Below are 17,988 nucleotides of genomic sequence, written 5' to 3'. Positions count from 1 at the left end.
GGGGGGGGGGGGGGGGGGGGGGGGGGGGGGGGGGTTTTTGGGGGGGGGGGGTGGGGGGGTTGGTGGGGGGGGGGGGGGGTTGTGGGGGGGGGGGGGGGGGGGGTGGGGGGGGGGGGGGGTTGGGGGGGGGGGGGGGGGGGCCCCCCCCCCCCCCCCGCCCGACGCCCCATCACACACCCCCGTCCGTCGCGCAATAGCTGGGCGCCACCGTGGACCGAGTCATTGACCGACAATAGTTTTCCGGCTATCCGTGTTTCCTTGGAAGTTTCCTTCAATGAGTCGAGGAAGCCCTCCGGAAGGAGCGCAGATGCACTCCAGACGTACCGTCCTGACCACCGCGGCCGCCGCGGCCGCCGCGGCCGCCGCTGCCGCAGGTGCGGGGGCCGGCCTCGCGCACGGCACCGTGCCCGGCACCGGACATCAGCCCGCCGACCCCGCCCCGTCCGCCGCCACCCGGGACCGGCTGCGCCGTCTCATCTCCCGTATGACTCCGGAGGAGAAGGCCGGCCAGCTCTTCGTCATGCGGGTCTACGGCCACTCCGCCACCGACCCCGACCCGGCCGACGCCGCCGCGAACCAGAAGGAGATCGGGGTCGCCAACGCCGCCGAGCTGATCGCCAAGTACCACGTCGGCGGCATCATCTACTTCGGCTGGGCGCACAACACCCGGGACCCGCACCAGATCGCCGATCTCTCCAACGGCATCCAGAAGGCCGCCGCAGCCCAGCGCGTCCCCGTCCCGGTGCTGATCTCCACGGACCAGGAACACGGCATAGTGGCCCGCGTCGGCGCCCCCGCGACGCTGTTCCCCGGGGCGATGGCGCTCGGCGCGGGCGGCTCCCGCGACGACGCCCGTACGGCGGCCCGGATCGCGGGCGAGGAGCTGTTCGCGATGGGCATCCGGCAGGACTACGCGCCGGACGCCGATGTCAATGTCAACCCGGCCAACCCGGTCATCGGCGTGCGCTCCTTCGGGGCGGACCCGCAGGCCGTGGCCCGTATGGTCGCCGCCGAGGTGAAGGGCTATCAGGGCGCCGGGATCGCCGCCTGCGCCAAGCACTTCCCCGGGCACGGTGACACCGACACCGACAGCCATGTGGGACTGCCGTACATCCGTCACAGCGCCGAGGAGTGGGAGCGGCTGGACGCGCCGCCCTTCCGGGCCGCGATCGCCGCCGGCATCGATTCGATCATGACGGCGCACATCGTGGTGCCCGCCTTCGACCCGAGCGAGGACCCGGCCACCCTCTCCCGCCCGATCCTCACCGGCATCCTGCGCGAACGCCTCGGCTACGACGGGGTGGTGGTGACGGACTCCCTCGGGATGGAGGGCGTGCGCGCGAAGTACGGCGACGCCCGGGTGCCGGTGCTCGCCCTGAAGGCCGGGGTCGACCAGCTGCTGAACCCGCCGGACCTCGCGCTCGCGCACGGTGCCGTGCTCACCGCGCTCAGGGAGGGCGAGCTGACCGAGCGGGACCTCGACGCGAAGCTGCTGCGCATCCTGCTGCTCAAGGAGCGGCGCGGGCTCTTCAGGGACCCGTACACCACCCGTCAGGCCGTGGACCGGGCGGTCGGCACCCGCGCGCATCTCGCCGCGGCCGACCGGATCGCGGACCGCACCACCACGCTGCTGCGCAACGACACCGGCCTGCTGCCGCTGTCCCGGCGCCGGGAGCGCAGGGTGCTGGTGGCGGGGGTGGACGCGGCGGCGCCGTCCGGGACCGGCGGTCCGCCCACCACGGTGCTGGCGCGTGCCCTCACCGAGCTGGGCTTCACGGCCACCGCCCTGTCCACGGGCATGACGCCGGCACAGCAGCGGATCGACGAGGCGGTGGCGGCGCTCGGCGAGCGGGACGCGGTGGTGGTGGCCACCTACAACGTGACGGCGGGCTCGGCCCAGCGGAAGCTGGTCGACGCGCTGCTCGCCACGGGCAAGCCGGTGGTGCAGCTGGCGGTCCGCAACCCGTACGACATCGCCCAGTTGGGCGGTGTCCGGGCGGCGCTGGCGAGCTACTCGTGGACGGATGTGGAGCTGCGGGCGGCGGCCCGGGTGATCACCGGCCGACGGGACCCGGCGGGCCGGCTGCCCGTCCCGATAATGCGCGCCGACGCCCCGACCAGGGCGCTCTACCAGATCGGCCACGGGCTGACGTACTGAGCGCCGGACGACCCGGCGCGCTCCCCCCTGTCCCCGGGGAGCGCGCCGTGGCGGTCCTCGCACCGCGGCCGCCGGGCGCTCCGGCCCGGCGGCCGCGTGCGGTCAGGGCCGCAGCAGCGGCATCCGCCGGATCTCCTGCTTGTCCAGCTTCTTGTTGTCCGGGGCGAGCGGGGTGGCCTTGCCGCCCGGGGCCCGGACTCCGGCCCAGTCGAGCAGCTCGGCGGTGGCCTTGGCGCGGTCGGCGTCCTTCAGCTTCGCGATGTTGGAGCCGTGGTTGCCGCCGGGGACGGTGAAGACGTAGGAGTCCCGGGCGCCCTTGCCGACCGTGAAGTGTTCCGAACTCCACGGGTCGTACTCGCCGTTGACGAACATCATCCGCTCTGCGTGGTGGCGCACCCAGCGGTCGATGTCGGGCATCGCGCGCCGGTCGAAGCGCATCGGGATGTCCTTCGGCACGAACGAGCGGGAGTTGTTGATGCCGGGGTACTTCAGCAGCCCGGCCAGCTGCGGGTAGCCGTAGCCGGGCTCACCGAGCTGGGTGCCCGCCTGGTAGTAGTACGGCGTGTAGGTCTCCATGCCCTGGTCGGTGTAGCTGGAGAAGCCTCCGACGTTGTCCATCCACTTCCACAGCTCGTCGGTGGAGACGGTCGGGTCGGGGACCTCGGCGCAGGCGGTCTCTGCGGGCTGGTACTGCCAGAACCCGAACACCAGGTCCGTGACCATGACTTCGTAGGCCCGGTCGGCGTTGCCGACCTTGGTGAAGGTCTGCTTCTCCTTGTCGGCCCACTTCTGGAAGCGCTTGACCATCTCTCCGCGGCGCAGCAGGGCCTCGCGCTCGATGGCGGTGAGGGCGGTGCGGCACTTCGCGGTGCCGACGGTGCGGAAGAACCGGTCGTACGCGGAGTCCTCGTCGTTGCGTACGTCGTTGGGCGCGACATAGGCGATGGTGCCGTCCATGTCGTGCGGGAAGAAGCGGCGGTAGTAGGTGGCGGTCATGCCGCCCTTGCTGCCGCCGGTGTCGATCCAGTTCTTGCCGTAGATGCGGTGCAGCGCCCGGAAGATGCGGTGCTGGTCGTTGGCGGCCTGCCGGATGTCCAGCTTCTTCCAGTCGGTGGGCGTGGGCCGCGACGGGGTGAAGTACCGGTACTCCATCGACACTTGGTTACCGTCGATGATCTTGGTCGGTTCACTGCGGGACGGTGTGGTGTTCACGTTGTACCCGGAGGTGAAGAACACCGTCGGCCGGTCCACCGACTTGTGCAGCAGCGTCAGCCGCTGCTGGAAGGTCCCCTTGGAGGGGTGCCGGTGGTCAACCGGCTGGGTGTAGTTCAGTACGAAGTAGCGGTAGCCGTCGACCGGCTTCTCCTCGGTGAGGCTCATTCCCGGAATCGCGAGAATCCGGTCCTTGATGTCCTCGGTCTTCGGCTCGGCGGCGGTCGCCGCTCCTGCCGAAGCACTGCCGGCTCCCGCCGTGCCTATGAGCACCGCGAGCGACAGCAGCCATCTGGTGGCCTTGCGCATGCACCCTCCCCTTGGGATAGCAAAGGTCGGGCTGAACCTATCGGCGCGGCGGGGGTGCCACCAGCCCTTGGCGCCGTTCGGTGGACGGGCCCGCCCCGGCCGCCTCAGGCCGCGAGTTCCTCCTCCTCGCCCGTGAAGGTCCGCCACAGTTCCGCGTAGCGGCCGTCGCGGGCCAGGAGCTGGGCGTGGCTGCCGTCCTCGACGATCCGGCCCTGGTCGAGCACCACCACCCGGTCGGCGCGGGCCGCGGTGGTCAGCCGGTGCGCGACGACCAGGGTGGTACGGCGTCCGACGAGCCGGTCGGTGGCCTGGTTGACGACGGCCTCGGTGGCCAGGTCCAGGGACGCGGTGGCCTCGTCGAGCAACAGCACGTCCGGGTCGACGAGTTCGGCGCGGGCCAGGGCCAGCAGCTGGCGCTGGCCCGCCGAGAGGTTGCGGCCGCGCTCGGCGACCTCGTGGAGGTAGCCGCCGTCGAGGGTGGCGATCATCGCGTGGGCGCCGACGGCCCGCGCGGCGGCCTCCACCTCGGCGTCGGTGGCGTCCGGGCGGCCGTAGGCGATGGCGTCGCGGACCGTGCCGGCGAAGAGGTAGGACTCCTGGGGGACCACGCCGAGGCGGCGGCGGTAGCCGGTCAGGTCCAGCTCGCGCAGGTCGGTGCCGTCGACCCGGACGGCGCCCGAGGACGGGTCGTAGTACCGCGCGACCAGCTTGACCAGGGTGGACTTCCCGGCGCCGGTCTCGCCGACGAAGGCCACGGTCTGGCCGGCCGGGATGGTCAGCGCGATTCCGGCGAGCGCCGGCTCGTCGCCGCCGTAGTGGAAGTCCACCTCGTCGAAGGTGATGGCGCCGCGCAGCGCGGGCACCGCGCGGGGCTTCTCCACGGCCGGGGTCGTGGTCGGCTCGCGCAGCAGCTCCTGTATCCGGCCGAGCGAGACGGACGCCTGCTGGTAGCCGTCGAAGACCTGGGAGAGCTGCTGGACGGGCGCGAAGAACAGGTCGATGTAGAGCAGATAGGCGACCAGCGCGCCGGCGGTGAGGGTCTCGGAGCCGACCCGGCCGGCGCCGACGATCAGCACCAGCGCCGACGCCACGGACGACAGCAGCTGGACGAAGGGGAAGTAGACGGATATCAGGAACTGGCCGCGGACCCGGGCCCGGCGGTAGTCGTCGCTGCGGGCGGCGAACCGCTCCGCGCCCTGCCGCTCGCGGCGGAACGCCTGGACGATCCGCAGCCCGGCGACGCTCTCCTGGAGGTCGCCGTTGACCACGCTGATCCGCTCGCGGGCCAGCTCGTAGGCCTGCACGCTCTGCTTGCGGAAGAAGTACGTGCCGATGATCAGCGGCGGGAGGGTGAGGAAGACGACCAGGGCCAGCTGGACGTCGAGGGCCAGCAGCGCGACGAAGATGCCGAGGAAGGTCAGCATGGAGACGAGGGCGGTGACCAGACCGGTCTGCAGGAACGTGGACAGGGCGTCCACGTCCGTGGTCATCCGGGTCATGATCTTGCCGGTCAGTTCCCGCTCGTAGTAGTCGAGCCCGAGGCGCTGGAGCTGCGCGAAGATCTTGAGGCGGAGGGAGTAGAGAATCCGTTCGCCGATGCGCCCGGTCATGCGGTTGCCGCCGATCTGGGCGGCCCACTGGGCGAGGACCACGGCCAGGGCGATGGCGGCGGCCGTCCAGACGCCGATCAGCGCGCCGCGGCGGACGCCCTCGTCGATGCCCTGCCGGATCATCACCGGCAGCAGCAGCCCGGCCAGCGCGTCCACCGCGACCAGCGCCAGCGCGAAGGCCAGCGGCCCGCCGAAGCCGTGCAGCAGCCGGCGCAGACCGTAGGAGCGCTCGGGGCGCACCGCCCGCTCCTCGTCGACGTCCGGGGTGTCCGTGGCGGGCGGCAGCGCGGCGACCTGGGCGAGGAGTTCGGGGGTGGCGGGGAGTCCGGCCATCGCGGCGCCGATGCCGGGCCCGGCCGCGGCGGCCGCGCGGGCCGCCATCCCGGCTCCGCCCGCCTCGGCCTCCTGCTCGCGGCGGACCCAGAGTTCGGGGGTGATCGTGCCGTCCGCCCCGGACCGGCCCGGCCCGGCGGGCCCGTCGGTGTCCGCCGCCGCGTCCGGTGCCACCCGCCCGGCGGCGGACTCGCCGTCGAAGGCGCCGGCCAGTTCGCCGGCCGGGTCCCGTTCGACGCCGCCCAGTTCCTCCGGGTCGGTCAGCAGCTTGCGGTAGAGCGGACAGCGGTCCGCCAGCTCCTCCTGGGTGCCGAGGTCGACCAGCCGTCCGCCGTCGAGGACGGCGACCCGGTCGGCGAGCGCCAGGGTGGAGGCGCGGTGCGCGATGAGCAGGGTGGTACGGCCCGCCATGACGCCGCGCAGCGCCTCGTGGATCTCGTGCTCGACCCGGGCGTCGACCGCCGAGGTCGCGTCGTCGAGGACCAGCAGCCGGGGGTCGGTGAGGATGGCGCGGGCCAGGGCGACGCGCTGGCGCTGGCCACCGGACAGGGTCAGGCCCTGCTCGCCGACCTTGGTGTCGTAGCCCTCGGGCAGTTCGGAGAGGAAGCCGTCGGCCTGGGCGGCGCGGGCCGCGGCGCGTATCTGTGCGTCGGTGGCGTCCGGGTGGCCGTAGGCGATGTTGTCGCGGACGGAGTCGGAGAACAGGAAGCTGCTCTCCGGGACCAGGCCGATGGCGGCGCGCAGCGAGTCGAGGGTCAGCTCGCGCACGTCGTGGCCGCCGACCAGGACGCGGCCCGCGGTGACGTCGTAGAAGCGCGGCAGCAGCAGCGAGACCGTGGACTTGCCGCTGCCGGACGTGCCGACCACGGCGACGGTCTCCCCGGCCTCGATGCGCAGGGAGAAGTCCTCCAGTACGGGGCGGACGGCGGCCGGGGTGCCGTCCGGGTCCTCGTGCGGCGGGGCGTACCCGAAGGTGACCCGGTCGAACTCGACGGTGGCGGGGGCGTCGGCGGGCAGCTCGTGGGCGTCCGGCCGCTCGGCGATCGAGGGCTCGGTGTCGATCAGCTCGTAGACCCGCTCGACACCGGCCCGTGCCTGCTGGCCGACGGTCAGCATCATCGCCAGCATCCGGACCGGTCCGACCAGCTGCGCCAGGTAGGTGGAGAAGGCGACGAAGGTGCCGAGGGTGACCTGTCCCTGGGTGGCCATCCAGCCGCCGAGGGCCAGCATCGCGACCTGACCGAGGGCGGGTACGGCCTGGAGGGCGGGGGTGTAGCGGGCGTTGAGCCGGACCGTGCGCAGCCGCCCGGCGAACAGCCGGCGGCTGACCTCGCGGAGCTTCCCGGTCTCCTGGTCCTCCTGCCCGAAGCCCTTGACGACCCGTACGCCGGAGACCGCGCCGTCCACGACCCCGGCCACCGCGGCCGCCTGCCCCTGGGCGTACCAGGTGGCGGGGAAGAGGCGGGCGCGGCTGTGCTTGGCGATGAACCACAGGGCGGGCGCGACGGCCAGCGCGATGACGGTGAGCAGCGGCGACAGCACGGCCATCACGGCCAGTGAGATCGCGAACAGCAGGACGTTCCCGATCATCATCGGGAGCATGAACAGCAGGCTCTGGATCAGCTGGAGGTCGCTGGTGGCGCGGCCGACGACCTGGCCGGTGCTCAGCTCGTCCTGCCGCCGGCCGTCGAGCCGGGCGATCGAGCCGAACATCCGGGTCCGCAGGTCGTGCTGGATGTCGAGGGCGAGCCGTCCGCCGTAGAAGCGGCGGATGTAGGTGAGGACGTAGACGGCGACCGCGGCGACGACCAGCAGGGCGGCCCAGGGCGCGAGGGGGCGCTCGTGCCCGATGATGACATCGTCGATGATCAGCTTCGGTACCAGCGGGACCAGGGCCAGTACGGCCATCCCGGCGAGCGAGGAGCCGAGGGCCAGCAGTACGTCCTTGCGGTACTGCCAGCAGTCGCGGGTCAGCCGCCGCGCCCAGCCCGCTCGTGCCCTGTCCGTCCCCGCCACCCGGTGCCTCCCACCCATCGACACTGTTCGAGGGCGGCAACACCGCGCGGGGCGGATTTCATCCCGCCGTCACAAACTTCCGTGCGAGTGCCGCCCCGGCACGGCGTCCGGGCCGGGGGCGGCGGAGGCAACGGCACGGCGGACGGCCCCGTTCCGGATCGTCCGGTACGGGGCCGTCGCTGTGCCGTCCTCAGGGGCGGTGGCAGGTCACTTCCCCTGCGTCGGCGTACGGTCCTTCGCCCGCTCCACCGTCAGCTCCGCGATGCCGGGGTGCGGCTTGGGCTTGCCGTCGGCGCCCGGGGTCCGGTCGCCGGTCACCGTGACCCGGACGTACCGGGCCGGGGTGCGGCCCGCGTAGCCGGTGCCCGTCCAGTGCTTGCCGTCCAGGGAGACCTGGACGTTGGAGGACTGGGGCGGGGTGCCGTTCCAGTGCGGGGTGATCTGGCCGACCTGGGTGGTCCGGCCGAGGTCGACGGTGAGGGTGCCGGTGGCGGCGTCGGGCACCCAGGCCGTGGTGGCGTTGCCGTCCACCGCGGCGCCCGCGTAGAGACCGGGCTCCTCGGAGGTCGCGGTGGCCGTGGTGCAGCGGGCCGCGTTCGAGGTGGCCGCCAGGTCCGGGCGGCGGGTCTTGAGGACGGCGGGCACACCCCGGCTGACGATCTTCTCGCCCTCCGGCGACTCGATCCGCATCGGCGCCCCGGCGGTCAGCCGCACAGTGGTCTGGTGCGCGCCGATCTCGATGTCGTAGGTCCGCCCCTGCCAGTGCAGACCGCGCAGGGTGACGCCCTCCTTGAGCTGCGGCGGCAGCATCGGGTCGAGGCGGACCCGGTCCTCGCGCAGCCGCAGCCCCGTCAGCCCGTGGGTGAAGGTCTGCAGGAAGCCGCCCTTGCCGGTGAGGAAGTCCTGGGCGGGCTGGCCGGCGTGCGGGTCCTCGGCCCCGGCCTTCTCTCCGCGCGCCTCGGAGAACTGGTGGAACGGCCCGCGGACGAACGGCTTGATGGACCGCTCCAGGTAGGTGTACGTGGAGCAGCCGGCCTCGCCGATGCCGGCGGCGTCGATGGCGTGCACCGAGTCCGTCATGGCCGGGCCGTCCGGGTCGGTGTGCCCGGCGTAGAAGTCCAGCGTGCGGGCCGCCTGCGTCTGCGACATCGGCCATTCCAGCGGGTACATCAGCAGCACGGTGTCGGCCTGCTTGATGGTCGTGCCCTTGTACCCGGCGTACTGCTCGAAGATCTTCTTCTTGCTGTCGTAGGGGATGCGCAGTTTGTCGGCGACGGTCTTCCAGGAGGCGGGGGCCTTCTCGCCGAGGATCTCGGCGACCCGTGCGGCGTGCCGCAGCGCGGTGGCGGCCCCGGCGTTGGTGAACACCGCGTCGTCGACGCCGTTGCTGTACTCGTCGGGTCCGGCGACGTTCTTGACGGAGTAGCTGCCGTCGGCGTTACGGGTGGCCCGGGAGGCCCAGAAGTCGGCGATGCCCTTGAGGACGGGCCAGCCGCGGGAGCGGAGCCAGGCGGTGTCCTTGGTGGCGAGGTAGTACTGCCAGGTGGCCAGGGAGATGTCGCCCATCAGGTGGTTCTGGGTCTTGCAGTGCGGCGGGTCCCAGCTGTGGCACTCCTTCCACAGGTCGCCCTTGCTGCCGCTGGTCCAGGAGTAGAACAGCCCGTCGTAGCCGAGCTTGCGGGCGTTGGCGGCGGCCCCGGCCCGCGTCTTGTAGCGGTAGTCGACGATGGACCTGGCGAGTGCGGGGTGGGCGGCGAGCAGGCCCGGGTACATCCAGGTCTCGGCGTCCCAGAAGATCTCACCGGCGTAGTTGTCGCTGGTCAGGCCGGTGGGGCCGATGCTGTTGCGGCTGCCGGCGCGGGTGTTGGCCAGCAGTCCGTACTGCGCCGAGCGGACCCAGGACTGGAGGTCGCGCCGGCCCTTGACCTCGATGTCGCTGCGCCACAGCCGCTGCCAGGCGGCGGTGTGCCCGGCGAACAGGGCGTCCCAGCCGCGGTCGGCGGCCCGGCGGGAGGCCGCGTCGGCGGCGGCGCGCGGGGTGCGGGAGGTGAGCGCGGTGTCCACGCCGACGTACTTGGTCAGCTCGTACGAACGGCCGCTGCGGACCGGGAAGGACACCTGCTGGTGGTTGCTCAGCCTGTCCTGCCGGGCGGCCGGGCCGGGGGGTTCGGCGCGTACGCCGGGCCCGGTGCGCAGGGTGGAGGCCACCGCGCCCTCGGTGTCCGTCCCGTCCGTGCGGAACCCGACGTCCATGGTGCGGCCGGTGTCGCCGCCGGCTTCCTTGCCGCGGGGTTCCTTCCCGCCGGTCTCCTTGCCGCCGGATTCCTTGCCGCCGCTCTCCTTGCCCCCGGTGGCGGCCCCGTCCGGGGACGGGGCCATCCGGCGGGCGCCGCGGCCGTCGAGGCGGTCGGTGACGGTGGCCGCACCGTTCCAGTGCGGCGTCATCCGCAGGCGGACGGCGCCGGTGTGGGCGCTGGTGCGGTCGGCGAGCACGTCGTAGACCAGGTCGGTGGCCCGGCCGTCGGCGGCGGTCCAGGTCAGCGACGTACGGACGAATCCGCAGCGCAGCGAGAGCGTCTGGCGGTAGTGCGAGATCCGGCCGGGCGCGGTGGCGGACGAGAAGGTGTCGGGGTGCGCGCCGCCGGTGGCGACGTCGAGGGTGGTCCAGGTGGGGATCGCGGCGATGGCCTGCCGGCCCTTGAGGTCCTTCGGCCCCTCGGCGTACAGCCCGGAGACGAACGAGCCGTCGTACTCAGGGGTCTTCAGCGGCCAGCCGGTCTCGCCGCCGGGGGCCGCGTAGCCCGTGCCGTTGGGCGGTACCCGCTGTCCGAGGTAGCCGTTGCCGACGTAGGCGTGGTGGCTGTCCTTGGGGTCGATCCCGGTGGCGGTGGCGGTCCAGCCGTCGTCGCCGTTCAGGCAGGGTTCCGGTGCCGGGCCGGCCGGTCGCGGCGCCCGGACGGGCGCCGAGGCGGAGGCCGAGACGGGGGCGAGGACCGCGATCAGTGCGGTGGCGAGCAGGGGGGCGACCAGCCTGCGGGAGCGCCGCGCCACGGGACGGGGGGACCGCTGCGGCGGCCGGTCCACGGGGTGCTCTGGCGAAGGGTGCATGGTTCTCCGTCATTTGTGCGCGGTCCGTGCCACGTCACGCAGCACGGACTCACCATGAACATCATCAGGCCCCCGCCTGCCCTGCACCCTAGGACGAGTCCCCCGTTCAGGTCACGGGATCTGCGGCGCCGGGTGACATCCCGTCCCGTTCCCGCCGGTGCACCCCGATTGGTCAACGGGGCCGTTGTAGGGCACACTTTTAGACTGACCAGTCAGATCAAAAGGGGAGGGGTGTCGGTGAACACCACCCGCCAGGGGGCGGCGGTCAACGCCAGGGGAATCGGAGTGGAGGGCCCACGGGGATGGGCCTTCCGCGGCGTCGACATCACCGCGGAACCGGGCACGCTGCTCGCCGTCCAGGGCCCTTCCGGCTCCGGCCGCACGTGTCTGCTGCTGGCCCTCACCGGCCGGATGCGGATCACCGAGGGCGAGGCGACGGTCGCCGGACTCCCGCTGCCCAAGCGGATGGGGACGGTCCGCAGCCGTACCGCCCTGGCGCACGTACCGGGCGTCGCCGACCTCGAACCGGCCCTCACGGTCGGCGAACACCTCAAGGAGCAGGCCCTGCTGGGCCACCGCGTCACCGGGTCGCTCCCCTGGGGCAAGCGCCACAAGGAGGCCACCCGCGCCCGGGTCGACGCCGCCCTCACGGCCGCCGGACTCGACCCCGCCGCCCTCGTCAAGGGCCTGCGGACGACCGTGCGCGACCTGGAGCGGATCGAGGCGCTGCGGCTCTCCGTCGCGCTCGGGCTGATGCACGGACCGCAGCTGCTGGCCGTCGACGACGTGGACCTCAAGCTCGCCGACGCCGAACGCGCCCAGGCCTGGGAACTGCTGCACGGCCTCACCCGGGAGGGGCTCACCGTCGTGGCCGCCGGCGACGGCGCACCGGCCGGAGCGCTGACCGTCAGCACCGCACGGACGGACGCCGAAGCCGCCGCCCCCGCTCCGGCCGCCGTCCAGGACGACACCGACACCCCCGAGGAGGAGGAAGCGCATGCGCTCGCCGAAGCTGGCCGCTCTTGAGCTCAAGCGGTTCAGCAGGGGCAAGCTGCCCCGGCTGGGCCTGGTGGCCCTGACGCTGATCCCGCTGCTCTACGGGGCCCTGTACCTCTGCTCGTTCTGGGACCCCTACAGCCGCCTGGACAAGATCCCGGTGGCGCTGGTCAACGACGACCGGGGCACCAAGGCCGACGGCAAGACCCTGCACGCGGGTGACGACCTGGCCGAGAGCGTCAAGGACAGCAAGACCTTCGACTGGGAGGAGGTCAGCTCCGCGGACGCCGCCAAGGGCGTCGAGAACGGCACGTACTACCTCTCGCTGACCGTCCCGGAGGACTTCAGCAAGCGGATCGCCTCCAGCTCCGGGGACACCCCGCAGACCGGCGCGCTCCAGGTCCGGACGAACGACGCCAACAACTACGTCGTCGGCTCGATCTCCAAGACGGTGTTCTCCGAGATCCGCGCCAAGACCTCGGCCACCTCGTCGCGGGCCATGCTCGACAAGATCTTCGTCTCGTTCTCCGACCTGCACGACAAGACGGCCGAGGCCGCCGACGGGGCCGGGAAGCTGGACGACGGCCTGGGCACCGCCAAGGACAAGACCGGCGAACTGGCCAACGGGCTCGGCAAGCTGGACAAGGGCGCGGACAAGATCAGCAAGGGCGCGGCGGAGGCCGCCACGAAGGCCAGGAAGCTCAGCCTGGGCGCCCGTCAGGTCTCGGACGGCACCCAGCAGCTCGCCGACAAGGTCCACGGCATCGCCCGCAAGGACCTCCCCTACCTCCGCGAGCACGGCAAGGAGATCGGGCAGTGGGCCCAGGTCGTCGCCGACCTCAGCGGGCAGCTCGACGAGGACCTCGGCAGGCTGCCGGGCGAGTCCGCCGAGGCCGCCGAGAAGGCGCGGGAGAACGCCGACAACGCCGCTGACCTCTACAAGGAGCGCTGCTCCGCTCTCGTCGACGCCGACCCCGACTGCCCCAAGCTGAAGGCGCTCGCGGACGGCACCGCGCTCGCCGCCGACGCCGCGGAGAAGGTCAACGACACCGTCGCCCACACCGACTTCGGGCAGCTGCGCGAGAAGGTGCGCCGGCTGCACCAGGGTGCGACGAAGGTCGCCGAGCAGGCGCCGGGCATCGCGAGCCGCGCGGACAAGGCGATCGGCCAGATCAACCAGCTCAACGCCGGTGCCCACAAGGTCTCCGAGGGCGCCGGGCTGTTCGCCGACGGCATCGGCACGCTCGCCGACGGCGCGGGCAAGCTCCACAGCGGCCTGACCGTCGCCAAGGACGGCGCCCACAAGCTCACCGGCGGCCTGTTCAAGCTCAAGGACGGCAGCAACCAGCTGGCCGACGGGCTGCACAGCGGCGTCTCCAAGATCCCCGACTACGACAAGAAGGACCGGGACACCCGCACCGAGGTGATGGCCGACCCCGTCGAGCTGGCCGCCAAGTCGATGCACAAGGCGCCCAACTACGGCACCGGCCTGGCGCCGTACTTCATCCCGCTGTCCCTGTGGGTCGGCGCGATGGTCGCCTTCATGCTGCTCCAGCCGCTGGGCAAGCGCGCCCTGGCCGCGGGCGCCCCGGGCTGGCGGATCGCCCTCGGCTCCTGGCTGCCGGCCTACGCCATCGGCGTCGTCCAGGTGCTGGCGCTGATGGCCGTGCTCCACTGGGGCCTCGGCCTGGAGATGGCCCGCACGGCCGGCACCGTCGGCTTCCTGCTGCTGTCCACGGCCTGCTTCACGGCCATCATCCAGCTGCTGGGCGCGTTCTTCGGACCGGCCGGCCGGGTGCTGACCCTGGTCGTCCTGATGCTCCAGCTGACCTCGGCGGGCGGCACCTACCCGGTGCAGACCAGCCCCGGGTTCTTCGCCGCCATCCACCCGTTCCTGCCGATGAGTTACGTGGTCGACGGCCTGCGCCGGCTGATCACCGGCGGTGACCTGGCCGTCGTCCAGCAGGGCTGTGTGGTCCTGGCGGCCTTCACCCTGGGCGCGCTGGCGCTGACCGCCCTCGCGGCGCGCAGCCGGCAGGTCGTCCGGATGAAGGACCTGCACCCGGAACTCAGCCTGTGAGCGTTCCCCAGGGGTCCCGGGGCGGTGCCGGCGACGGCACCGCCCCGGGGGCGTCCCCCGTCACCCGCCGCACGTCGACGCGCCGCCGGCTCTTCGACGCCGCCGTCACCCTCATCGCCGAACAGGGCTTCTCCGCCACCACCGTCGACGAGATCGCCGACCGCGCCGGCGTCGCCAAGGGCACCGTCTACTACAACTTCGCGAGCAAGAACGTCCTCTACGAGGAGCTGCTGCGGGACGGCATCGACCTGCTCGCCGACTCCCTGCGCCGGGCCGCCGACGCCACGGCCGCCCGCGGCGGCAGCCGGGTCGACGCCCTGGACGCGATGATCCGGGCCGGCCTGGACTTCATCGCCTGCTCCCCCGCCCTCATCCAGCTCTACGTCGCCGAACTCTGGCGCACCAACCGCACCTGGCGCGCCACCCTGACCTCGGTCCGCGGCCGCGCCCAGGCGGTCGTCGAGGACGTCCTGCGGGACGCCGTACGGGACGGGGAACTCTCCGGCGAGCTGGACATCCCGCTGACCGCCTCCGCCCTCCTCGGCATGGTCCTGGTGGCCGCCCTGGACTGGCAGTCCTTCCAGCCGGACCGCTCGGTCGAGGAGGTGCACGCCGCCCTGTCGCGGCTGCTGCAGGGACGGGTGGGGGCGGGCGGCGGCCCGTCGCAGGCGTAGTCCGGCGGCCCGCCCTCAGGAACTCAGGTGGGTGGGCGCGAACATCCGCAGCCGGGCCGGGAGGACCACCACCGAGGGCCCGGGCGCGGCCAGCGCCGCAGCCAGGTCCGTACGGAGCCGCTCCGGGTCCGTACGGACCGCGGGCACCCCGAACGACTCGGCCAGCGCCACGAAGTCCGGCCGGGCGAGTTCGGTGCCGGTGGCCTCGCCGAACGCGTCGGTCATGTACTCGCGCAGGATGCCGTAGCCGCCGTCGTCCACGATGAGCCAGGTCACCGGCAGGCCGTGCTGCCGGGCGGTGGCCAGCTCGGCGATCGAGTACATCGCGCCGCCGTCACCGGAGACCGCCAGCACCGGCCGCGCCGGATCGGCGGCGGCCACGCCCAGCGCCGCCGGGAAGCCGTAGCCCAGCCCGCCGGCGCCCTGCGCCGAGTGCAGCGCGTTGGTCCGCCGCGGGTCGAAGGCGGACCAGGCCCAGTAGGCGAGGATCGTCATGTCCCAGCAGCTGACCGCGCCGTCGGGCAGCGCGTCCCGCACCGAGCCCAGAATCCGCTGCTCCAGGTCGAGTTGCTGCCCGGCGATCCGGTCACGGACGCGCGCCAGGAGGTCGGCGACGGCGGCCTCGGGGTTGGGCGGTCCGGCTGCTCCGGCCGGTTCCGCGGCGGTGTCACGGGGGCTGCGCTCCCCGGCCTCTCCGGTCCCGCCGGCCTCATCCGTCTCCCCGGTCTCCTTGACCAGGGCGGCCAGCGCCGCCCGTGCGTCCGCGTGGATGCCCAGCGCGGCATGGTTCGACTCCAGCTTGCCGAGGTCCGCCTCGATCTGCACGACCTGCCCCAGCGGCCGGAACGTGTGGTAGTTCGAGGAGAGTTCGCCCAGCCCCGAGCCGACGACCAGCAGGGTGTCCGCGTCCTCCAGGAAGGTGGTGGTGTAGCGGTCCTCCATCCAGGAGCGGAGGGAGAGCGGATGCTCCCACGGGAAGGCGCCCTTGCCGCCGAAGGTGGTGGCCACCGGCGCCCGCAACTGCTCGGCGAGCGCCAGCAGCTCCGCCTCGGCCCCGGCCCGCACCACTCCGCCGCCGGCCAGGATCACCGGCCGTCGCGCCGTCGTCAGCCGGCCCGCCGCCGCCGCGATCAGCTCCGGACGCGGCAGCAACTCCCGTGGGGCGGCGCGCAGTTCACCCACCGGCGGGACGTCGACCTCACCCAGCAGCACGTCCTGCGGGATCTCCAGCCACACCGGCCCGTGCGGGACGCTCAGCGCCGATTCCCAGGCGGCGGCCACCGCCGAGGGGATCTGTGACGCGGTACGGGCCGTGTGGACGGACTTGACCACCCCGCGGAACGAGGCGCTCTGGTCGGTGAGTTCATGCAGATAGCCGTGGCGCCCGCCGCCCATCCCGGCCAGCGGCACCTGACTGCCGATGGCCAGTACGGCGGCCGATCCGGCCGCCGCCTCCTGGAGCGCGGCCAGCGTCATCAGCGCACCGGGCCCGGTGGAGACCAGCAGCGGCGCGACCCCGTGCGTGGCACGGGCGTACGCGTCGGCGGCGAAGCCCGCGTTGTTCTCCACCCGCAGCCCCACATAGCGCAGGCTGGAACGGCGCAGCGCGTCGAACACCCCCAGTGCGTGCTGCCCCGGCAGCCCGAAGACGGTGCTCGCGCCGAGCGCGGCCAGCGACTCGACGACCAGGTCACCGCCGGTGCGCCGGTGCCGCGTGGCGGTGGGGTGGGTGGTGCTCATGGGTGCGGGGAGCCTTCCGTGCGGGGCGGGTGGACAGCGGACCGTGAACAGGGGGACGGGCAGGGCGAGGCGCCGGGTGCAGGCCCCTCAGGCGGTGGAGGGGGGCCGCAGCGCCAGGGCCACCGCCCCGGCCGTGTCCCCTTCCGGGGTGCCCTCCGGGCCGTCGCCCGGGGCCTCGTCGGCGTCGTCCGCACGGCCGGCCAGCCGTGCGCGCCAGGCGGCCAGGACCGCCGGGTCCGTGGGCGGGGTGGCCAGGCTGACCGCCACATAGGCCACGAAGGAGGCGATCAGCCCGTAGTAGATCGGCTCGTTGGCGAGGACGCCGAGCGAGACCATCAGGCCGATGACGGTCAGACCGCCCACCGCGACCGAGGCCAGCGCCCCGGCGGCGGTGCCCCGCTTCCACAGCAGCCCGCCGAGGATGGGCACCAGCAGCCCGCCGACGAGGACGTTGTAGGCGAGGGTGAGCGCCTCGACGACGTTGTTGAGCGCCAGCGCGATGACGATCACCGCGAGGCCCATGAGGAGGATGAAGGCCCGGTTGCCACGCACCTCGTCACGCGCCGCGTCATGCGCCCCGGACTGGGTGGCGCCGGAATCAGCGGAGTCACCGGCGTCACCGGAGCCTCCCGCGGCCGCCCGCCGCCGCCCCGGAACGATGCCCTTCACCCGCGCCCAGATGTCGTTGTGGGCGACCGTGGCACAGGCGATCAGCGCGCCCGAGGACGTGGACATCACCGCGGAGAGCGCCGCCGCCAGCACCAGCCCGCGCACGCCCACCGGCAGCGCGTCCCTGACGATCGTGGCGAACGCGTCGTCCGGGCTGCCCAGATGCGGGTAGAGCACCTTGGCCGCGGTCCCGATGACCGCCCCGGCCAGGGCGTAGGCCAGACAGTACGTACCGGCCGCGGTGCCGCCCAGGCGCGCCACCCGGTCGCTGCGCGCGGTGAACACCCGCTGCCAGATGTCCTGCCCGATCAGCATGCCGAACGAGTAGATCAGCACATAGGTGAAGACCGTCTGCCCGCCGATGCCCAGGGGCGCGAAGTAGTCGTCCGGCAGCTGGGCCTTCATCTCGGCGAAGCCGCCCGCCTTGACGACGGCGATGGGCAGCAGGAGCAGCAGCACACCGATCGTCTTGACGACGAACTGGACCATGTCGGTGAGGGTGATCGACCACATCCCGCCGAGCGTCGAGTACGCGACGACGATGGCCCCGCCGAGGATGATCGAGAGCGACCGGTCCAGGCCGAAGAGCACATCGAAGATGGTCGCGTAGGCGATGGTCGAGGTCACCGCGAGCATCAGGGTGTACGCCCACATGACGACGCCGGAGATGATCCCGGCGGAGCCGCCGTAGCGCAGGTCCAGCATCTCGGAGACCGTGTAGACCTTCAGCCGGGCGATCCGGGCCGAGAAGAAGACGCTCAGCGCGAGCAGCCCGAGGCCGATGGTGAAGACCATCCAGGCGCCGGAGAGGCCGTACTGGTAGCCGAGCCCGACACCGCCGATGGTGGAGGCGCCGCCGAGCACGATCGCCGCCATCGTTCCGGAGTACATCGCGGGGCCGAGGCGGCGGCCCGCGACCAGGAACTCGCTCTTCGATTTGGCGCGCCGCATCCCCCACCAGCCCATGGCGAGCATTCCGGCCAGATAGAGCACGATCACCGCGTAGTCGACAGCCATGAGCCATCCCTTCCAGCTGCGCCGAGGGGAGAGGGGAGACGGGGGAGAAACGAATGCGAGGGGGGG

9 protein-coding genes are annotated in these 17,988 nt (G+C 72.9%); 4 read left to right on the top strand and 5 right to left on the bottom strand.

Annotation, left to right across the window (positions count from 1 at the left end; all coding sequences use genetic code 11):
* Nucleotides 1-307: 307 nt before the first annotated feature.
* Nucleotides 308-2,158 (top strand): glycoside hydrolase family 3 protein, encoded by a 1,851-nt coding sequence (locus ACGFN2_RS24570; protein ID WP_393363849.1) that lies wholly within the window; start codon nucleotides 308-310, stop codon nucleotides 2,156-2,158.
* Nucleotides 2,159-2,260: 102 nt separating this feature from the next.
* Here ACGFN2_RS24570 and ACGFN2_RS24565 read toward each other — a convergent pair whose 3' ends face one another.
* The 3 genes from ACGFN2_RS24565 to ACGFN2_RS24555 all read right to left on the bottom strand — a co-directional run bounded on the left by ACGFN2_RS24565 (nucleotide 2,261) and on the right by ACGFN2_RS24555 (nucleotide 10,746).
* Nucleotides 2,261-3,679: a S28 family serine protease gene (locus tag ACGFN2_RS24565; protein WP_393363846.1), complete on the bottom strand. Its 1,419-nt coding sequence runs from the start codon at nucleotides 3,677-3,679 to the stop codon at nucleotides 2,261-2,263.
* Nucleotides 3,680-3,783: 104 nt separating this feature from the next.
* On the bottom strand, nucleotides 3,784-7,656 hold the full coding sequence (locus ACGFN2_RS24560) for an ABC transporter ATP-binding protein (protein WP_393363843.1): 3,873 nt from the start codon (nucleotides 7,654-7,656) through the stop codon (nucleotides 3,784-3,786).
* A gap of 189 nt (nucleotides 7,657-7,845) precedes the next feature.
* Entirely contained in the window at nucleotides 7,846-10,746 is a 2,901-nt protein-coding gene (locus tag ACGFN2_RS24555) for a discoidin domain-containing protein (RefSeq protein WP_393363840.1), read from the bottom strand.
* A gap of 237 nt (nucleotides 10,747-10,983) precedes the next feature.
* Here ACGFN2_RS24555 and ACGFN2_RS24550 point away from each other — a divergent pair, with 237 nt between their 5' ends.
* From ACGFN2_RS24550 to ACGFN2_RS24540, 3 genes are read left to right on the top strand one after another with little or no spacing between them, the layout of a single operon-like run.
* A complete protein-coding gene (locus ACGFN2_RS24550; protein ID WP_393363837.1) occupies nucleotides 10,984-11,772 on the top strand; it encodes an ATP-binding cassette domain-containing protein in 789 nt (262 codons plus the stop codon).
* A complete protein-coding gene (locus tag ACGFN2_RS24545) occupies nucleotides 11,744-13,822 on the top strand; it encodes a YhgE/Pip family protein (RefSeq protein WP_393363834.1) in 2,079 nt (692 codons plus the stop codon). Before ACGFN2_RS24550 ends, ACGFN2_RS24545 begins: the two co-directional genes overlap by 29 nt.
* Nucleotides 13,819-14,496, top strand: coding sequence for a TetR/AcrR family transcriptional regulator (locus tag ACGFN2_RS24540; protein ID WP_362611509.1), 678 nt, complete (start codon nucleotides 13,819-13,821; stop codon nucleotides 14,494-14,496). The genes ACGFN2_RS24545 and ACGFN2_RS24540 overlap by 4 nt, the downstream gene beginning before the upstream one ends.
* Nucleotides 14,497-14,511: 15 nt before the next feature.
* Here ACGFN2_RS24540 and ACGFN2_RS24535 read toward each other — a convergent pair whose 3' ends face one another.
* Entirely contained in the window at nucleotides 14,512-16,236 is a 1,725-nt protein-coding gene (locus tag ACGFN2_RS24535; protein ID WP_393363830.1) for a thiamine pyrophosphate-binding protein, read from the bottom strand.
* An 87-nt stretch (nucleotides 16,237-16,323) separates the two neighbouring features.
* Nucleotides 16,324-17,922, bottom strand: a complete 1,599-nt coding sequence (locus tag ACGFN2_RS24530) for a sodium:solute symporter (RefSeq protein WP_393363827.1) — start codon at nucleotides 17,920-17,922, stop codon at nucleotides 16,324-16,326.
* Between the last annotated feature and the right edge of the window lie 66 nt (nucleotides 17,923-17,988).

The sequence above is a fragment of the Streptomyces sp. NPDC048612 genome (assembly GCF_043199295.1).
Classification (GTDB): domain Bacteria; phylum Actinomycetota; class Actinomycetes; order Streptomycetales; family Streptomycetaceae; genus Streptomyces.
The sequence above is the reverse complement of the archived record's forward strand: the minus strand, read 5'-3'. Positions and strand labels throughout refer to the sequence as shown.